16 protein-coding genes, 1 pseudogene and 1 riboswitch are annotated in these 19,003 nt (G+C 50.2%); of the genes and pseudogenes, 13 read left to right on the top strand and 4 right to left on the bottom strand.

Annotation, left to right across the window (positions count from 1 at the left end):
• Window positions 1-29: 29 nt before the first annotated feature.
• From gyrB to dnaA, 3 genes are all read right to left on the bottom strand, one after another.
• Window positions 30-2,558, bottom strand: coding sequence for a DNA topoisomerase (ATP-hydrolyzing) subunit B (gene gyrB / locus CUZ56_RS13940; RefSeq protein WP_126981022.1), 2,529 nt, complete (start codon window positions 2,556-2,558; stop codon window positions 30-32).
• Between the two features lie 119 nt (window positions 2,559-2,677).
• Complete coding sequence (gene dnaN, locus CUZ56_RS13935; protein WP_126981021.1) at window positions 2,678-3,787, bottom strand: DNA polymerase III subunit beta; 1,110 nt, start codon at window positions 3,785-3,787, stop codon at window positions 2,678-2,680.
• 343 nt (window positions 3,788-4,130) lie between these two features.
• On the bottom strand, window positions 4,131-5,567 hold the full coding sequence (gene dnaA / locus CUZ56_RS13930; protein ID WP_126981020.1) for a chromosomal replication initiator protein DnaA: 1,437 nt from the start codon (window positions 5,565-5,567) through the stop codon (window positions 4,131-4,133).
• A 408-nt stretch (window positions 5,568-5,975) separates the two neighbouring features.
• Between dnaA and rpmH the strand changes: the two genes are divergently transcribed.
• The 9 genes from rpmH to CUZ56_RS13885 all read left to right on the top strand — a co-directional run bounded on the left by rpmH (window position 5,976) and on the right by CUZ56_RS13885 (window position 13,322).
• Window positions 5,976-6,110, top strand: coding sequence for a 50S ribosomal protein L34 (gene rpmH / locus CUZ56_RS13925; RefSeq protein ID WP_126981019.1), 135 nt, complete (start codon window positions 5,976-5,978; stop codon window positions 6,108-6,110).
• Window positions 6,111-6,153: 43 nt separating this feature from the next.
• Window positions 6,154-6,642, top strand: coding sequence for a ribonuclease P protein component (gene rnpA / locus CUZ56_RS13920; protein ID WP_126981018.1), 489 nt, complete (start codon window positions 6,154-6,156; stop codon window positions 6,640-6,642).
• On the top strand, window positions 6,639-6,980 hold the full coding sequence (gene yidD, locus CUZ56_RS13915; RefSeq protein ID WP_126981059.1) for a membrane protein insertion efficiency factor YidD: 342 nt from the start codon (window positions 6,639-6,641) through the stop codon (window positions 6,978-6,980). The genes rnpA and yidD overlap by 4 nt, the downstream gene beginning before the upstream one ends.
• Complete coding sequence (gene yidC, locus CUZ56_RS13910; RefSeq protein WP_126981017.1) at window positions 6,973-8,652, top strand: membrane protein insertase YidC; 1,680 nt, start codon at window positions 6,973-6,975, stop codon at window positions 8,650-8,652. Before yidD ends, yidC begins: the two co-directional genes overlap by 8 nt.
• A 140-nt stretch (window positions 8,653-8,792) precedes the next feature.
• Entirely contained in the window at window positions 8,793-10,211 is a 1,419-nt protein-coding gene (mnmE, locus tag CUZ56_RS13905) for a tRNA uridine-5-carboxymethylaminomethyl(34) synthesis GTPase MnmE (protein WP_126981016.1), read from the top strand.
• Between the two features lie 52 nt (window positions 10,212-10,263).
• Window positions 10,264-11,253 carry a KpsF/GutQ family sugar-phosphate isomerase gene (locus tag CUZ56_RS13900; RefSeq protein ID WP_126981015.1) on the top strand — a complete coding sequence of 330 codons (990 nt, stop codon included), beginning with the start codon at window positions 10,264-10,266 and terminating at the stop codon, window positions 11,251-11,253.
• Between the two features lie 36 nt (window positions 11,254-11,289).
• Entirely contained in the window at window positions 11,290-11,871 is a 582-nt protein-coding gene (locus CUZ56_RS13895; protein ID WP_126981014.1) for a KdsC family phosphatase, read from the top strand.
• Between the two features lie 9 nt (window positions 11,872-11,880).
• Window positions 11,881-12,534 (top strand): LPS export ABC transporter periplasmic protein LptC, encoded by a 654-nt coding sequence (gene lptC, locus CUZ56_RS13890; protein ID WP_126981013.1) that lies wholly within the window; start codon window positions 11,881-11,883, stop codon window positions 12,532-12,534.
• Window positions 12,531-13,322, top strand: a complete 792-nt coding sequence (locus tag CUZ56_RS13885; protein WP_126981012.1) for an SDR family oxidoreductase — start codon at window positions 12,531-12,533, stop codon at window positions 13,320-13,322. The genes lptC and CUZ56_RS13885 overlap by 4 nt, the downstream gene beginning before the upstream one ends.
• 68 nt (window positions 13,323-13,390) lie before the next feature.
• Here the strand turns inward: CUZ56_RS13885 and CUZ56_RS13880 are convergent.
• Window positions 13,391-13,741 (bottom strand): annotated as a pseudogene (locus tag CUZ56_RS13880) (RNA recognition motif domain-containing protein); the annotation flags it as partial.
• A 262-nt stretch (window positions 13,742-14,003) separates the two neighbouring features.
• A riboswitch (SAM riboswitch) is annotated at window positions 14,004-14,079 on the top strand.
• A 53-nt stretch (window positions 14,080-14,132) separates the two neighbouring features.
• Here CUZ56_RS13880 and metX point away from each other — a divergent pair.
• The 4 genes from metX (at window position 14,133) to rsmG (ending at window position 18,922) form a co-directional block, all read left to right on the top strand.
• Window positions 14,133-15,269, top strand: coding sequence for a homoserine O-succinyltransferase MetX (gene metX / locus CUZ56_RS13875; RefSeq protein ID WP_126981010.1), 1,137 nt, complete (start codon window positions 14,133-14,135; stop codon window positions 15,267-15,269).
• The gene (gene metW, locus CUZ56_RS13870) at window positions 15,266-15,847 is read left to right on the top strand and encodes a methionine biosynthesis protein MetW (RefSeq protein ID WP_126981009.1); all 582 of its coding nucleotides are present in this window, start codon (window positions 15,266-15,268) and stop codon (window positions 15,845-15,847) included. Before metX ends, metW begins: the two co-directional genes overlap by 4 nt.
• Before the next feature lie 394 nt (window positions 15,848-16,241).
• A complete protein-coding gene (mnmG, locus tag CUZ56_RS13865; RefSeq protein WP_126981008.1) occupies window positions 16,242-18,230 on the top strand; it encodes a tRNA uridine-5-carboxymethylaminomethyl(34) synthesis enzyme MnmG in 1,989 nt (662 codons plus the stop codon).
• Between the two features lie 17 nt (window positions 18,231-18,247).
• Entirely contained in the window at window positions 18,248-18,922 is a 675-nt protein-coding gene (rsmG, locus tag CUZ56_RS13860; protein WP_126981007.1) for a 16S rRNA (guanine(527)-N(7))-methyltransferase RsmG, read from the top strand.
• The last annotated feature ends 81 nt before the right edge of the window (window positions 18,923-19,003 follow it).

The following is a 19,003-nucleotide window of genomic DNA, read 5'->3' as shown; positions in this document are numbered from 1 at the left end:
TGTGCTTGAATCACAATTGGATACAGAAATCAGGCATCCAGATTGGTCACCTTTAACGCATTATTTTCAATGAATGCCCTGCGTGGTTCGACATCATCACCCATCAGCATGGTAAATACTTTGTCCGCTTCGATGGCATCTTCAATTTCTACCTGCAGTAAACGGCGATCTTCCGGATCCATGGTGGTTTCCCACAACTGTTCGGCGTTCATTTCGCCCAGCCCTTTGTAGCGCTGACGTGATACGGCACTTTCTGCCTGTTGCAGCAACCATTGCATGGCCTGGGCAAATGTCGTCACTTTCTGCCGCTTTTGCTTTTCACCCTCACCCCGGCGCACTTCTGCGCCTTCTCTGATCAGTCCACGGAAGACCTGGGCCATTTCTTTCAAAAATGCGTAGTCGTGGCTGTGAACGAAATCAGCAGAGATGACACTGGTTTGTATATTGCCGTGATGTGGGCGTTTGATGGCCAGTTGCAAATGGCTTGTTCTTGGATCAACAATCACCTCAACCTGTGCTTCGTGTAAAACGCTGCTCAACTCCTGGGCGGAGTTTTGTGCTTCTTCTTGTGTTGAAAGTTTAATTTCAACGCCGTGCGCAATACTTCTTAACGCCTCAACGTCCATCCAGTTTGCAAGGCGGTTAATGATCCGTTCTGTCAGAACATACTGGCGTGCCAGTTCAGCCAGCGCTTCGTCTTTCAAAATCTGGGTATTGTTGGCATCCGTAGCAACTTCTGCTCCATCCAACGCAACCTTCAGCATGAAAGCGTCCAGTTCCGTATCGTCTTTCAGATACCGTTCGCTCTTTCCTACTTTGACTTTATACAAAGGAGGCTGAGCAATGTAGATGTGACCGCGTTCTACCAGTTCGGGCATCTGACGATAAAAGAATGTCAGCAGCAATGTCCGGATGTGGGCGCCATCAACGTCTGCGTCAGTCATGATGATGATACGGTGGTAACGCAATTTGTCCGGATTGAAATCGTCCGTTCCGGTATTGCGTCCAATGCCGGTTCCCAAAGCGGTAATCAGCATCAATATCGCATCGCTGGACAAAAGTTTTTCATAACGTGCTTTTTCAACGTTGAGAATCTTGCCGCGCAGTGGCAAGATAGCCTGGAATTTACGGTCCCGCCCTTGTTTGGCAGATCCTCCGGCAGAGTCTCCCTCAACGATATAAATCTCGCATAAGGCAGGATCTTTTTCCTGACAGTCAGCCAGTTTTCCAGGTAAGCCCAAACCATCCAGAACGCCTTTACGACGTGTCATTTCACGTGCCTTGCGCGCTGCTTCACGGGCTCGGGCCGCCTCGATAATTTTTCCGCAAATCAGCTTGGCATCATTGGGGTTTTCCAGCAAATAGTCCATCAGCCCCTTGGACACAACGTCTTCCACCGGCCCGCGCACTTCACTTGAAACAAGCTTATCTTTTGTTTGGCTGTTGAATTTCGGTTCCGGCAACTTGACAGAAAGTACACAGCAAAGCCCCTCGCGCATATCATCGCCAGTGACTTCCACTTTGGCCTTTTTGGCAAATTCATTGTCTTCAATGTATTTGTTGATGACACGCGTCATGGCTGCACGAAGCCCTGTCAGATGGGTACCACCATCACGCTGTGGAATATTGTTGGTAAAACACAAGACAGATTCCGAATAGCTGTCATTCCACTGCATGGCCACTTCGGTTGTGATTTCCGTTCCGATGTCACTGGCCCTTGAACCCAGTACGTGCAGAATATGCGGATGCAAAACCGATTTACCCTGATTGGCAAATTCGACAAACCCTTTGACACCTCCCGGATAAGAGAAGATTTCTTCCCGACCTGTGCGCCGGTCAATCAACTGGATTTTTAATCCGTTATTCAGAAACGACAGTTCACGAAAACGCCGGGCCAGAATATCAAAACTGAAATCCGTTATATTGGAAAAAATCTCATCATCCGGCAAAAACTGAACTTCGGTTCCTCGGCCTTCAGTCGGGCCAATGACTTTCATTGGCGAAATTTCAATGCCATCTACATTTTCGATCAGACGGTCTTTTAAATGACCACGCTCAAAATCCAACTGGTATTCTTTTCCGTCACGGCGTACAGTTAATCGCAATGCCTTGGACAAAGCATTAACGCAGCTCACACCCACACCGTGCAAACCACCTGACACTTTATAGCTGTTCTGGTTGAATTTACCGCCGGCATGAAGTTCCGTCAGCGCGATTTCAGAAGCAGAACGTTTGGGCTCATGCTTATCGTCCATTTTGACCGCTGTAGGAATACCGCGCCCATTATCAGACACCGAGATAGAACCATCCTGATTGATGACGACTTCAATATGGTCACAAAATCCGGCAAGTGCCTCATCAACCGAATTGTCAACAACTTCAAACAGCAGATGATGCAGCCCCGTTCCATCAGACACATCACCGATGTACATTCCTGGACGCTTACGCACAGCTTCCAGCGGTTCCAGCATCTGGATATTGCCTGCGCCGTAATCTTCTTCTGCCTGATGATCCTTTGGGTTATAAGGATCATGAGCCTGCTGATCTGCACTGTTCATTGAATTTCTTTCATTTAAATCATTTGCCCAACAGGCAAAGAGCACCATCGCAGATTTTTCATCTGCTCCGGTGCTGAAAACTACCTATCTCTGCTAAATGCACAACACGGACAATGCATTTAAATTCTCATGGGCATGACAACATAGATGAAGCTGTCATCCCCAGGAACCGTGAGTAATGCAGAGCTGTTGGCATCTGCAAAAGAGATATTGACCTGTTCCTGGCTCATATTGGAAAGCACATCAATCAGGTAACTGACATTAAAGCCGATATCCACGGTGTTACCACTGTAGTCAATATCCAGCTCTTCAACCGCTTCTTCCTGCTCGGCATTATTGGCTGCAATGCGTAAGGTACCACTTTCAAAGGTTAAACGTACGCCTTTGAATTTGTCACTGGTCATGATGGCCACGCGCTGCAGGCTGTTGAGTAAAAGCACCCTGTCAATGCTGACAACGCTGGAATATCCTTGAGGAATCACACGGGTGTAATCGGGGAATTTCCCGTCAACCAGTTTGGTAACAAATTCAAGCGAACCAAAAGTAAAGCGGGCCTGATTGGATGCAAACTGGATCTCAATCAAACCATCACCGTCATTGTTCAGCAACCGCTGCAGTTCAAGCACGGTTTTACGGGGCAGAATCACCTGCTGGTGCGGGATTTCAATATCAAGCTCTACCTTGTCCAGCGCAAGGCGGTGGCCATCGGTAGCAACCAGTGTCAGCGTTTTACCCTGCACCACAAACAAAATGCCATTCAGATAATAACGGATGTCATTGACAGCCATTGCGAAATGGACTCGGCTGAATAGATTTTTCAGCGTCTTTTGCGGAATGGCAAACTGAGGGCTGAAATCGTTGGCTTTTTGAACCAGCGGAAAATCTTCTGCCGGAAGTGTCTGCAAAGTGAAACGGCTTTTCCCGCTTTTCAGCAGTAATCTTCCCTCTGCTGATTCCAGTGTCACTATTTGATCAGCAGGCATGGAACGCAGGATATCGATGACCTTGCGCGCAGCAACGGTCGTTGCATATTGTCCCGGATCACCACCCAGGTCGGCAGTCGTCTGGATCTGAATTTCCAGATCGCTGGTGGTCAACCGAATTTCTTCATTGACTTTGTTGAACATGACGTTCGCAAGAATAGGAAGTGTGTTGCGTCTTTCAACGATGCCAGCAACAGACTGTAAGGCAGCGAGCACTTTTTCCTGCGTGTTCTTTAATACAATCATATTAACCTCTTAAATACTGTTTGTAGTAGTAGCATTTCCAGATAAATGTTGATAAGCCTAATTTTTATTTAAATTTCAATTAGTTAATGGCAGTCAAAGTCTGTTGACAATGAATGGTTGAACAGCGGATAAATAATGAACAAGTTTGAATTATCTGCCTGAGCTGTGAACAACTGTGATCTTATGCCAGAAAGATGCACAGAGTTTTCCACAAACAGGGTATTGTCCCATTTTCTAAGGATTTGTACCAGTGGTTGCCTGTATAAATTTACAGCTACTGTTTCAGTCTGTTGTAAGAGGTTTTGTCCGGTTGTCATTGGGTATGTTTCATGAAATAGATGGATCAGCCTTTGAGGGTCTGTTCCAGCACGTGTAATTGTTTGTTGAGCTCAGATTGTTGTTGCCGTTCCGAGGTGATTTTTCTGACGGCATGCAGTACGGTTGTATGGTCTCTGCCGCCGAAGAGCTCGCCGATTTCAGGCAGGCTCTTTTGTGTCAGTTCTTTGGCCAGGTACATGGCAATCTGGCGTGGTTTAGCGATGGAAGCCGGACGTTTCTTTGAATACATGTCGGCAACTTTGATTTTGTAAAAGTCAGCCACGGTTTTTTGGATGTTTTCAACAGAAATCTGTCTGTTTTGGATAGATAACAGGTCTTTCAATGCGTCACGGGCCAGTTGTATCGAAATTTCTTTCTGGTTGAAGCGGGAATAAGCCAAGACTTTCCGCAAAGCGCCTTCCAGCTCCCGGACATTGGAGCGTACATTTTTGGCAATAAAGAAAGCAACATCTTCATTGAGCTGGGCGTTTTCAGTCTGGGCTTTTTTCAGCAGAATGGCAACCCGCATTTCCAGTTCAGGCGGTTCAAGTGCAACCGTGAGACCTGAGTCAAAGCGCGAAGTCAGGCGTTCATCAATATTGCTCATGCCTTTGGGATAGGTATCACTGGTAAGGATGATGTGCGCTTTTTTGGTCAGTAGCGCTTCAAAGGCATTAAAGAATTCTTCCTGTGTTCTTTCTTTGCCTGAAAAAAACTGGACATCATCAATCAGCAGCAGATCCAGGCTGTGGTAACGGGCTTTAAACTCGTCAAAAGTGCGGCGTTGGTAGGATTTGACAACATCGCTGACAAACTGCTCTGCATGGATGTACAACACCTGTGCATTGGGATTGTCGGAGACCATCTGGTTACCGACTGCATGCATCAAATGTGTTTTTCCCAGCCCGACACCGCCATAAACAAAGAGCGGGTTGTACAGCACACCAGGTTCATGGGCAACATGCAGTGCTGCTGCACGTGCCATCTGGTTGGCGCGCCCGGGTACTAGGTTTTCAAAGGTCAGGTTAGGATTCAGATGAGAAAAATGGCGCAGGTGCTCTGCCGTTGCTTTTGGTGCCTGCTGTGTCTGACTGGCAGGATTAATTTCTGCCGGGACGGCTATTTTTTGTAATCCACTGGACTGGTTCATTTGCTGGCGCTGAATGCCCTGTGGCCGCTGGCGCTGAGCTAGGGTAACTTCCAAACGGACCGGCTGACCGCAAAGCTCTTGCAAAATGTCTTCAATGTGCGTTGTGTACTGGGAGCGAACCCAGTCCAGTTGAAACCGGTTGGCAACAGTCAGCGTTGCATGTGACAGATCTTCCGCAACGACAGCAGGCGCCAAAGGTTTAAGCCATGTATTAAATTGTTGTTCTGGTATGCGAGCGACCAGTTGTGCCATGCAGGCTTGCCAGAGAGTGTCTTTCATGACTGTGGATATTTCCCCAATATAGACGGTCATTATAGTCGGCTGAGTCTTTTTTAAGAAAACTTATCCACAGTTTCTTAAGTGGTCATTTCAAATGACTGCTTACAGGGTATCGCCGTACTATATTGACTAAAAAGAAAAAATTTGCTGTAATAAAGGGTTCTGCATTTTGTGAAAATAGGATTCAGCTTGCTTTCGTTTATAAGGTGAGCGGAGAAAAGCCGTTTTGGCAGTATTGTGGGTGATTTGATACGGATTGAAATAACCCATAACGGCACAGTATGCCTGTATGTGAAACAGCTGCAAAGCTGAACGACAGTACAGGGATATGGATGCTTAAAACGTTTTCAAATGGGCTGGTGAATTTTTCATCAATTTGTTCGCGGTTAAAAAATCAGATGTTTAACTATTTGATTTTTAAGTATTTATCAGGTAAAAATCATGAAACGTACCTATCAACCTTCTAAAACACGTCGTGCGCGTACGCATGGATTCTTGGTTCGTATGAAAACACGCGGTGGACGCGCTGTTATCCGTGCACGCCGAGCCAAGGGCCGTAAACGCCTGGCAGTGTAACGGTATTTATTCCAACTGCTTACGGTAAGAAAGCGGTTGCTGAATGACCTCCGCGCCTCAAGTTCAGGTGAAAGTTGCCAGGCTGCAAACACATGCTCAATTTGAAGCGGTGTTGCAGCAATCAGTCAGTATCAGCAATTTTTATTTTGTATTGCACTATGGGGCCAGCAAGTTATCTACAGAGCCGCAGCAGGAAAAGCTTCAGTCTGTGGATAATTTGTTTTTTCAGGGCTCCAGATTGGGATTGATTATTCCCAAGCGGTGGGCAAAACGCGCTGTTACACGCTCTTTGGTGAAAAGACAGTGTCGGGCGCAATTTGCGCTCGCGGCAGCAGATCTGCCTGCGGGAGACTGGATTATCCGGTTACGCCGTTCGCTGGACTCAGGCCAATGGAACAGCGCTTCATCACCTGCATTGAAGCAGCATGTCAGGCAGGAAATTCAGCATCTATTGGCACAGGCGCAGCAGCGTTGGTCTAAGGAACATTCGTATCCATCTGAACAGGTCCTGATTAAAGGAGTGTCCTGCTGATGAAGTGGCTGTTAATGACCTTGATAAAAGGCTATCGTTTACTTCTAAGCCCGTGGCTGGGGGCCAGTTGTCGGTTTGAGCCGACTTGTTCTCAATACGGGTTGCAGGCACTGGAAAAACATGGGGCCGCGAAAGGTTCTTTGCTGATAACCAACCGGTTGCTGCGTTGCCATCCCTGGTGCCAGGGTGGGTGTGACCCGGTCCCTGATACGTTGAATCTGGATCCTGGCGGTTTATTTACACGACTGTTAACACCGTCTTCTTCACAACGCATAAAATCAGCAGCTACGTCAACAGCTGAAACTGACTCTTCTCATATAAAGGTTCCACATGAATGATCTGCGTCGTACCCTGCTATGGGTCATTTTTGTTTTTTCGCTGATTTTATTGTGGGACCAATGGCAGGTTTATAACGGCAGGCCGAAAACTTTTTTCCCGGGTGGGTCGACGACAACAGAGCAACAAGCGGCAAATAATGGTTCCGCTGCTCAAAATGCAGATCAGGATGTGCCGACCGCTTCCGGTGTTCAACCGGCAGGATCTGATAATGTCGCCATGCCTGTTGCAGGACAGGACAGTTCTGCTGAAAAAGTGGTTGTTACCACGGATGTTTACCGCTTAACTTTTGATACGGCCGGCGCCAGAATAACAGATTTAAGTCTGTTGAGGTTTGCTGATCAGGAGGATAAAGAGCAACCGTTCCGGCTGTTAAGCCCCGCATACGCTTATGAAGCGCAGACAGGTATTATCAATGCCGGTGGCGGCGAAGCATTTCCAACACACAATACGCTGATGCATCTGGTGGCGGGGCCGCTGGAAATGGCCGAGGGACAAAATACGCTGACGGTGAGGTTCCAGTCGGATGCGGTCAATGGTGTGCAGGTTGTTAAAACGTTTGAATTCACGCGCGATAGCTATGTTATCAATATGCGAACAGAGGTAGTTAATACAGGTGCCGTGCCGGTGACGCCGGAACTGTATCTGCAACTGGTTCGCAACAGCGATGCCCTGCCAGGTGGCTCCATGTTCTGGCATACATTCACAGGCCCGGCATACTATACGCAGGATGACAAATACAATAAAGTGGCATTTTCTGACATTGTCGAAGGCAAGAAGCCGTTGAATGCCCAGACCGATAATGGCTGGGTCGGTATGGTGCAGCATTATTTTGTCACGGCCTGGCTGCTGCCTGAAGGAACGCTGCGGACTTATTACACACGCTCCCTGGGTAATAACCGGGTTGCAATCGGTATGATTGCGCCATTGAAGACGTTGGCCCCAGGTGAAAGCCTGACCTCGGAAGCCAAACTTTACACCGGGCCGCAAAATGAAACCGTGCTGGAAAAACTGGCACCGGGGCTGGATCTGGTTAAAGACTACGGTATGTTCAAGATTTTCTCCAAGCCGCTGTTCTGGCTGCTGAACATGCTGCACAGTCTTTTGAATAACTGGGGCTGGGCGATTGTGGCGCTGGTGGTGCTGATCAAAGCGGCATTCTTCTGGCTGAATGCAAGTGCGTATCGCAGCATGGCCAAGATGAAGGCAGTTGCGCCGCGCGTACAGGAAATGCGGGAACGTTATAAGGATAAACCGCAGCAGATGCAGCAGGAAATGATGCGTATTTACCGGGAGGAAAAAATCAATCCTCTGGGCGGGTGTCTGCCGATTCTGGTGCAGATTCCGGTATTTATCGCGCTGTATTGGGTTCTGCTGTCCTCGGTGGAAATGCGCAATGCGCCGTGGATTGGCTGGATTACAGATTTGTCGGTAAAAGACCCGTACTATATTCTGCCGATCATCATGACAGCTTCCACGTTGTTCCAGACCTGGCTGAATCCGACGCCGCCTGACCCGATGCAGGCCAAGATGATGTGGATCATGCCGATGGTGTTCTCTGTCATGTTCTTCATGTTCCCGTCCGGGCTGGTGCTGTACTGGGTGACAAACAATATTCTGTCGATTGCACAGCAGTGGTTTATCAATAAGCGTCTGGGTGTGACACGGAAATAGGACGTTTATAGCCGTTATCCCGATAACCGCCCGCTTTCTGTATGCAACAGAACGGGCGGTTTTGTTTTAGATTGTGGGCGGGTTAACACGCCTTAGGTAAAACATGCCGAATTGGAAGTTTGTTTTGTTAGGTTGAACTGATGCTTAACGACCGGAAAGATCCTATTATTGCCATTGCAACAGCGCCAGGAAGAGGCGCTGTGGGCATTGTGCGCCTTTCGGGTCCGGATTTGAAGGCATTTATGAATGCTTTCTTGGGGGTACAACTTCCTGCACGCGTTGCAACGCTGCTGCCGTTTAACGCAGCGAATGGCGATCCGATTGATCAAGGATTGGCTATTTACTTTCCAGCACCCCATTCCTATACGGGGGAGGATGTGCTGGAGCTGCAGGCCCATGGCGGCCCGGTTGTTTTACAACTGCTACAGCAGCGCTGTTTGGAGCTTGCTGCATCGGTAACGTCGGAAGGACAGCACGTTTTACCCCAATTGCGACTGGCCAGGCCGGGCGAGTTTACTGAACGGGCTTTTTTAAATGACAAGCTGGATCTGGTACAGGCAGAAGCGGTTTCCGATTTGATTAATGCCACGACGGAAATGGCGGCGCGCTCTGCCAGCCGTTCTATAGAAGGTGTATTCTCCCGCGGGATTCAGACCTTGCTGGAAGCATTGATTGCCCTGCGCATGCTGGTGGAAGCCACATTGGATTTTCCTGAAGAGGATATTGACTTTTTACAGCGGGATGACGCTGCGGGTCAGACGGCGCGCATTCTGTCTGAGTTGGAAAACCTGTTGAAAAACGCCAAGCAGGGGGCCTTGCTCAGAGAGGGAATGGTTGTTGTGATTGCCGGGCAGCCGAACGCGGGCAAAAGCTCTTTGCTGAATGCCATTTCCGGTGTGGATGTTGCCATTGTGACGCCGGTGGCCGGAACCACGCGCGATAAGGTGACTCAAACCATACAGATTAACGGTGTGCCGATTCATGTGATTGACACGGCCGGTTTGCGCGAAACACAGGATGAAGTTGAGCGAATCGGCGTAGACCGTGCCTGGCAGGAAATTGCACGTGCTGATGCCGTCATTTTTCTTCACGATGCCTCGCGTACCGCAGATGCGGCATATGCAGCATTAGAGAAGGAACTGCATCAACAAATTGCGAAATTGGTAGGCACCCAGGTAACCATGCTGGAGGTTTACAATAAATGTGATCTGACAGATATCCATGATCTGGCATTGCCTTTATCGGGCGCAGAAATTTCAATTTCAGCAAAAACAGGCGCCGGGCTGGATACATTGCGGCAGAAATTGTTACAGATTGCCGGTTGGCAGGCCGTGCCTGACGGCGTTTTCATGGCCCGCGAACGGCATGTGCAGGCATTGCGGCAGACGAAGGAACATGTTGTACAGGCACAGGCGCTGTTAAACAGCGAAATCAAAGAACTGGAGCTGATTGCAGAAGAGTTGAGGCTGGCACAACAGGCGTTAGGAGAAATCACCGGGGCATTCAGTGCCGACGATCTGTTGGGGGTGATTTTTAGCCAGTTCTGCATTGGCAAATGAAATGGATACAAATCACAGACAGTTTTAATGCAGTAGCAGAGAGAAGGTTGAAATGATTCACATTGACCATGATCGCATTTTGTCATGTGCACGCGAAACGGTGCAGATTGAAGAAGACGCGGTAAGCCACTTGAAAGCACAACTGGGAGAGTCGTTTGTAGATGCGGTACGTTTGATTTTGAATTCTAAGGGCCATGTTGTTGTTTCGGGCATGGGTAAAAGCGGCCATGTCGGGCGCAAAATTGCCGCCACTCTGGCGTCAACGGGAGTTCCTTCATTGTTTGTACATCCGGCAGAAGCCAGCCATGGCGATCTGGGAATGATTACGGCGCAGGATGTGGTCCTGGGGATTTCCAATTCTGGGGAAAGCGAGGAGCTTACGGCCATTCTGCCGGTGATTAAGCGCTTGGGCGCTTCTTTGATTGCAATGACCGGGAATGTGCATTCGACTCTGGCCAGATTTGCCGATGTGGTGATTGATGCCAGCGTCAAGAAGGAAGCTTGTCCTTTGAATCTGGCACCGACTGCCAGCACTACAGTCCAGATGGTTTTGGGCGATGCGCTGGCCATGGCATTATTGGATGCGCATGGATTCAAGGCAGAGGACTTTGCGCGCTCACATCCCGGGGGCGCATTGGGGCGCAGGTTATTGACCCATGTGCGCGATGTAATGCGCCCGATGGAGGAAACACCGATTGTATTTCCTCAGGCAGGCTTCTCAGAAGTCATGCTGCAGATGACCAAAAAGGGCCTGGGGATGACCGCGATAACAGACGAGCAGCACCATGTTCAGGGGATCTTTACCGACGGTGACTTGCGCCGGCTGCTGGAAAAGCTGAATTCAACAGAACATCTGAGTAACTTGAAGGCAAGTGATATCATGACAGCAAATCCGCAGACGGTGGCTGAAGACGCACTGGCGGTACAGGCCGCCGAACTGATGGAAAAGCGTGCCATCTCGCAGGTGCTGGTGGTCAACCCACAGGGGCAACTGGTTGGTGTGGTGAATACCCACGATCTGATGCGCGCCAAAGTCATTTAAATGGGCGTACGCGCCCGGTAACCAGAAAGTTAATATATGCCTACCAGCCAATATCCGGTGTTGCAGTTTGACCCAGAGGTTTTATTACAGGCCCAGGGCCAGAGCGAACAAGGTATTCGTGCGGCATTGCTGGATGTGGATGGCGTTTTCACGGATGGCGGCATCTATTTTTCCGAAACCGGTGAAACGCTCAAGGTTTTTCATACCCTGGATGGGTTCGGATTGAAAATGCTGCAGCAAGCAGGAATCGAACCGGTTGTCATTACAGGAAGAGACACCACGGCATTGCGCCTGCGGCTGGCTAACCTGGGGGTTGTGCATGCGTATTATGGCGTTGAAGATAAACTGCAAGTGGCGCAGCAGGTCATGAAAGAGCTGGACTTGAACTGGGGCCAGATTGCCGCAATTGGCGATGACTGGCCTGATCTGCCTTTGCTAACACGTGCGGCATTTGCGGCGGCGCCACTGAATGCGCATGCGGAAGTGAAAGCAATGGTGCATTATGTGACGCAGGTGGCCGGAGGCCATGGCGCGTTGCGTGAGTTTTGCGATGTTTTGTTATTGGCGGGTGGTTGTTACGATCGTTTTTATCGACAATGGGTAAAGCCGGAAGTGTAAGGCGGGATCATGCGTAAGACGGTTTTTTTTGTGCTTGACTGGATGCTGACTTATGTGCCTGTTATTGTGATGGCACTGCTTGCAGCAGCGACCTGGTGGCTGGTGGAGATTACACCGGCTGCGCCAGAAGTGGTTGAAGCGGTTGAGGCCAGGCAGGAGCCGGATTACATTGTGGATGAATTCATGGCGGAACGTTTTGATGCCAGCGGCGCGTTGCGCTCCTGGATGACGGGCGATCAAGTCAGGCGTTATCCGGCAGCCAATCGCATTGCCGTTGATCAAGTCAACATGATGACCACAGAAATCGGCACGGACGAGCAACAGGCACAGCCGGTGCTGGGCACACCCGGGCTGGAGTTTTACCGGACGACGGCAATTGCAGACAAGGGGTTTCTTTTAAATAACAATGAAATCATTGAACTGCGCGATAACGCCTATGTGACCCGGCAGCCATTGGACGCCCAGGGGGATGCTGAAAAGGTTGAATTCCGGGGCGATGAACTGAGAATTCTGGTCAGTGAAGACCGCATGGTTTCCAATAAGCCGGTCGATATTACGCAGGATGGAACACGTTTCATTGCAGACCGGATGATTTATCATAACGCTGCCAATACGCTGGAGATGCTGGGGGATGTGCGTGGTGTGGTGGTGAACCGGCCATGAGTCAAGAAATTGTTTTTATTACCGGTGCATCCAGCGGCATCGGCCAGGCATTGGCACACGGCTATGTGCAAGCAGGCTGGCACGTTGTCATGGTGGCCAGGCGGGTTACCGAGTTGCAGCAATGGTGTGAAACGCAGCAACTCAACCCGGCGTCTTACACCATTTATGCAGCCGATGTCACGGACATTGGCGCGATTACCCTTGCAGGCCAGCGTTGTATTGAGGAAAAAGGTCTTCCGGACGTTGTGATCGCCGCGGCGGGTATCAGTATCGGTATTGATACGGCAGAACCGGAGGATATTGAAGTGATGCGCCGCGTGTATGAAACGAATAACATCGGGATGATGGCAACGTTTCAGCCATTTATCCATCTGATGAAGCAACGCGCCAGCGGCAAGCTGGTGGGTATTGCCAGTGTGGCAGGCATTCGGGGGCTGGCCGGCCATGGGGCCTATTGCTCAAGCAAGGCGGCCGTTATCAGTTATTGTGAAAGCTTACGGCTTGAAATGCGCGAAGCCACGGGCAAACATGGTGTGCGTGTGCTGACGGTATTGCCAGGCTATGTGGCAACGCCGCTGACGAAGCATAACCGCTATGCAATGCCCTTTTTGCTTTCTGCACAGGAATTTGCGCGCAGAGCCATGCGTGCAATTGAGCGCAATAAGTCATATGCCGTAATTCCCTGGCAGATGGGCATTGTGGCCAAAGTCATGCGGCTGATGCCAAACTGGCTGTTTGACCGCTTGTTCATTGGGCGCGAGCGCAAGCAGCGCCAGAGTAAACAATAAAAAAAGCCATCAATGCAGATGGCTTTTCTTTTTAAAGCGGTCAGGCTTTCAATGAGGGATTAATAAAAACCACCTTCACGACCACCGCCGTTGCCACGGCCACCAAAGCCGCCGCTACCGCCACGGCCACCGCCGCCGAAACCACCACGGCCACCGCCTGCAGGACGTGGCTCACGCGGACGGGCTTCGTTCACAACCAGGTTGCGACCATTAACTGGACGACCATTCAGACCATTGATGGCGGCCTGTGCTTCGCTGTCATTGCTCATTTCGACAAAGCCGAAACCTTTGGAACGACCGGAATCGCGGTCCATCATGACTTTGGCAGAAGAAACGGTGCCAAATTCAGCAAACGCTTGTTGCAGGTCTTCGTCACGCATAGAGTAGGTCAGATTGCCTACATATAATTTGTTACCCATTTGAGAAACACTCCAGGAACTAAAAAAGAAATAGATAAAGCGATGGTGTTCCTAAAGAAATCAATAACTCACTCAGGCAACAATCCGATCACGCCCTCATTATCAGTCAGAATCTTTTCTTGTGGGGAACTTTTTTTAACACCTATACGCGGTTTTTAACACCTATACGCGGTTAAGTGCCAATAATCAAGGGTTTTCCAGTGGAATCACGGGTTTTTTGTGAAATAATGACTGGACGTAAGGGTAAAAAGTGTGTCATAATTACAACTTAAGCGCTGATTTGTTCCGGCTTGCGGGCGCTTTATAAATCCGGCTAAAGTGGGCACCCGTTGATAAAACCGGTTCTTGCTTGGTCAGGCAGAGCCGGTTTTTTTAATGGGATGAGTTTGTCATGCTTGTTCAACCACAGACTATGCATTTTGCGCAACCGTTGCAGTTGTCTTCCGGTGCGCAGATTCATGACTACCAATTGGTTTATGAAACCTATGGCCAGCTCAATGCACAGCGCAGCAATGCGGTTTTAATCTGCCATGCGTTGAATGCATCGCACCATGTTGCAGGCAGTTATGCCAATGATCCGGATGACCTTGGCTGGTGGGACAACATGGTCGGCCCAGGCAAACCTGTGGATACCGACCGCTTTTTTGTCATCGGTATCAATAATCTGGGGTCGTGTTTTGGCTCTACAGGACCCACGCATCCGAATCCGGATTCTGCTGTGAAGGGCCAGCCGTATGGCGCGGATTTTCCGGTGGTCACCGTAGAGGACTGGGTTGCCGCGCAGGCCCGGCTGCTCGATGCATTGGGCATTGAACAACTGGCGGCGGTCATGGGCGGTAGCCTTGGCGGCATGCAGGTGCTTTCCTGGGCGCTGCAATACCCTGCCCGCATGCGGCACTGTGTGGCGGTGGCGACAGCGCCCAATCTTTCCACAGAAAACATTGCTTTTAATGAGGTGGCGCGGCGTGCCATTATGAGCGACCCGGATTTCCGTGGCGGCAACTATCTGCAGGAAGGCGTTATTCCCCGCAATGGTTTGCGGGTGGCGCGGATGCTGGGGCATATCACGTATTTGAGTGACGATGTTATGCAGCAGAAGTTTGGCCGTGAACGCCGTCCCGAATACCATGGCGATGCGGCCTACAGCTTTGACGTGGAGTTTCAGATAGAGAGTTATCTGAAGCACCAGGCAGACAAGTTCAGTGAATACTTTGATGCCAATACCTACCTTCTGATTACACGGGCGCTGGACTATTTTGACCCGGCAAAGGCGTACAACGGCAGTTTAAGCACTGCGCTGTCCAATGTGTTGGCGCGGTTTCTGGTGATCAGTTTTACGACGGACTGGCGTTTTTCACCGGAGCGCAGCCGGGAGATTGTCAAGGCGTTGCTGGACAATAAACATCCGGTGACCTATGCAGAAATTGACGCTCCGCATGGACATGATGCATTTCTGCTGACAGACCCACGCTACCATCAGGTTGTCAAAGCCTATTTTGATCATATTGCGCAGGAGGTTCAGCCATGACCGGACGCACGACAATGAAGTTACTGGCAGACCTGGTGCCCACGGGAAGCCGGGTGCTGGACCTGGGCTGCGGCAATGGCGAAATGCTGGCTTATTTGCGCGATGAACGGGGCTGTACCGGCTATGGTGTTGAAATTGATGATGCCAACGTGCATGAGTGTGTTCAACGAGGTGTTGATGTCCTGCAGTTGAATCTGGAGGATGGGCTGAAGATCTTTGAAGATCGAAGCTTTGATGTGGTGTTGCAGATCAATACATTGCAGCATATCCGCAACCTGGAAGCCGTGTTGCGGGAAACGGCCCGTGTCGGGCGTCAGGTGGTAGCGAGCTTCCCCAACTTTGCGCATTGGCCCAACCGGTTTTCGGTACTAAAAGGCCGCATGCCGGTGACCCGCACCCTGCCCTATGAATGGTATGACACGCCCAATATCCGTGTGGGGACGTTTGTCGACTTTGAGATTTTGGCAGAGCGCAATGGACTGCATGTGCAGAAAAGCTTCGGGTTGCAAAACGGCAGAGTCATCCACCGTTTTCCCAACCTGCGGGCCTCCTTGGCGGTCTTTTTGCTGAATCAATAAGCAAGGCGATTGTGACCATGGTGTCGCTGTTGGGATACCGCATCTAGGGTTTGTCCCGATGCCATTTAATTACATTTCTCTTATCATGGGTTTAATGCGATGGCCAACTGACAATAGTTGGTTGATTGCAGGAGGCCCGAGGAGAATTAGACAACGAGAAGTTTAAAAATAAACCCCCGAAAAAATAAAAGTGTGATCATGACATTAAACCAGGACAAAATGTTCTGGTTTTTTTTTGCCGGCTTTTTATCGGAATGAAAGAAGCGGCTGCTGCAGGCTGTTGAAAACCATAATTATTTTTCACATATCCCGGCGATACCATCCATACCATTGGCGTCAGAATTAAAATAGCACTTTTGATGAAGAACTTGGCAATTTGCCAAAAAAGGATTTCATGCTGTATCCGGACAAATTTGATGTCATTGTGGTTGGCGGTGGCCATGCCGGCACTGAGGCTGCGCTGGCAGCCGCCCGCATGGGCTGTAAAACCTTGCTGCTGACGCACAATATTGAGACACTGGGACAAATGAGCTGTAACCCGTCGATCGGCGGAATCGGTAAAGGGCATTTGGTGAAAGAGGTTGATGCGCTGGGCGGTGCCATGGCTGCGGCAACCGACGAGGGCGGCATTCAATTCCGTATCCTGAATGGCTCGAAAGGGCCGGCGGTGCGTGCAACACGTGCCCAGGCGGATCGTATTTTATATAAAGCCGCTATTCGCCAGCGGCTGGAAAACCAGCCGAATCTGTGGCTGTTTCAGCAGCCGGTGGTGGATCTGATGCTGGAAAGTGACGGCCAGAACGAACGTGTTTGTGGTGCTGTGACACAGGCCGGCATCCAGTTTGCCGGACGAGCGGTGGTGTTGACAGCGGGTACGTTTCTGGACGGGAAAATTCACATTGGTTTGAATAACTATGCAGGTGGCCGTGCCGGTGATCCACCCGCCTCTACACTGGCTCTCCGGCTGAAAGGGCTGAAACTGCCACAAGGTCGCCTGAAAACAGGAACCCCGCCCCGCATTGATGGGCGCAGCATTGATTTTTCTAAACTGCAGGAACAGCCAGGGGACCTGGACCCGATCCCGGTTTTCAGTTTTCTGGGTAACGCCAACCAGCATCCCCGGCAAATGCCCTGCTGGATCACGCACACCAATGAGCATACCCACGATATTATCCGCTCCGGGTTTGACCGCAGCCCGATGTTTACCGGTGTGATTGAGGGGGTGGGTCCGCGGTATTGTCCAAGCATCGAAGATAAAATCAACCGGTTTGCGGACAAGTCATCGCACCAGATTTTTCTGGAGCCGGAGGGGCTGACAACCCATGAGTATTATCCCAATGGCATATCGACCTCGTTGCCATTTGATATCCAGTATGCATTGGTTCGCAGCATGCCGGGGCTGGAAAATGCATTTATCCTGCGGCCGGGCTATGCGATTGAATATGATTATTATGATCCTAGGTCGCTGAAGCCAAACTTTGAAACGCAGCAGATTTCAGGGCTCTTTTTCGCCGGGCAGATTAATGGCACCACCGGTTACGAAGAGGCGGCAGCACAAGGCTTATTTGCCGGAGCCAATGCCGGCTTATATGTGAAGGGACAGCCTGCCTGGTTGCCCCGCCGTGATGAAGCATATCTGGGGGTGCTGATAGATGACCTTATTACCAAAGGCGTTACAGAACCCTATCGCATGTTTACCAGCCGGGCGGAGTTTCGCTTGCAATTGCGTGAAGACAATGCCGACTTGCGGTTGACTGCTGTGGGCCGGTCTTTGGGCTTGGTGGATGACGAGCGATGGAATGCTTTTTGCCGCAAACGCGATATGATTGACCGCGAACTGGCATATTTGCGCAGTACCTGGATTCGACCTCAGACGGCAGATATGCAACAGGTGGAAAAGGTGCTGGGCAAGCCGATTGAGCACGAGTATGCGCTGGCAGATCTGCTGCGCCGCCCTGGCATATCGCTGGAAAATGTTTTGTCGCTGGCGCCTCAACCTTCTGATGAAACCGAGGAGGCAGTAATTGTTTCACGTGAAACATTGCCACCGGAAGTACGAGAGCAGGTTGAAATTACGATTAAGTATGCCGGGTATATTGACCGGCAGAAAGATGAGGTGGAAAAAGCCGCCGCTTTTGAAACCCTCCCCTTGCCTGCCGATCTGGACTATATGCAAGTGAGCGCATTGTCGATAGAAGTGCGGCAAAAGCTGAACCAGCATAAACCACAGACTTTGGGACAGGCCTCTCGCATTTCAGGCATAACCCCTGCGGCGATTTCGTTGCTGTTGATATACCTGAAGAAGCTGCGGCGTGTGCAGGCAGAGCATCAACGCGAAACATCTGTGCAAACCAATGTGGCTGAGGGTGAAAAGCAGCGATGAAGCAGGATGAATTGACAATGGAACAACTCCACACTTCCTTGCTGCAAGGGCTGGAGCTGTTGGATCTACGGGCATCGGAAACACAGGTTGTGCAACTGCTTGACTATATCAAGCAACTGCACCAGTGGAACCATGTATACAACCTGACCGCAGTTCGTGATGTGCAGGAAATGCTGGTGCAGCATATTTTTGATTGTCTGGCAGTTATTTATCCTCTGCAAAAACAGGTGCCATATACTCCCGGGGCTCATATTCTGGACGTTGGCAGCGGCGCAGGATTGCCTGCGGTTGTGCTGGCAATAATGCTGCCGGAATGGTCTGTTACAGCGGTGGATGCGGTAGCAAAAAAAATGGCATTTGTACAGCAGGCTGCAGGTGTTTTAAAACTGAAAAACTTGCAAGCGAAACATGTGCGTGTTGAACAGTTACAAAGCACTCAGCAGCGCTTTAGTCTGGTGATCTCACGGGCATTTTCTTCTCTGGCAGATTTTATCCAACTCACATCCCCGTTGTTAAGTCCTCAAGGTGTCTGGTGTGCAATGAAAGGCAAAGAGCCGGTGGATGAGATCAGGCAGATCGAGAATAGTGTCAATGTGTTTCACGTGGAACAATTGCACGTACCCCAGATGGGTGCACAACGCTGTCTGGTGTGGATGCGGCCATTTCCTGCTGAGCAGGGAACCACAGAATAATTGAGAGTCAAGGTGACGAATGCTCTGCTCTGCCAAAGGTCTGTGTCATAATCAAGAGCAGATAAAAATAGAGATGCATCT

It is taken from the genome of Saezia sanguinis, from assembly GCF_003991585.1.
GTDB lineage: Bacteria > Pseudomonadota > Gammaproteobacteria > Burkholderiales > Burkholderiaceae_C > Saezia > Saezia sanguinis.
This window is presented reverse-complemented; position numbering and strand designations above follow the sequence as displayed.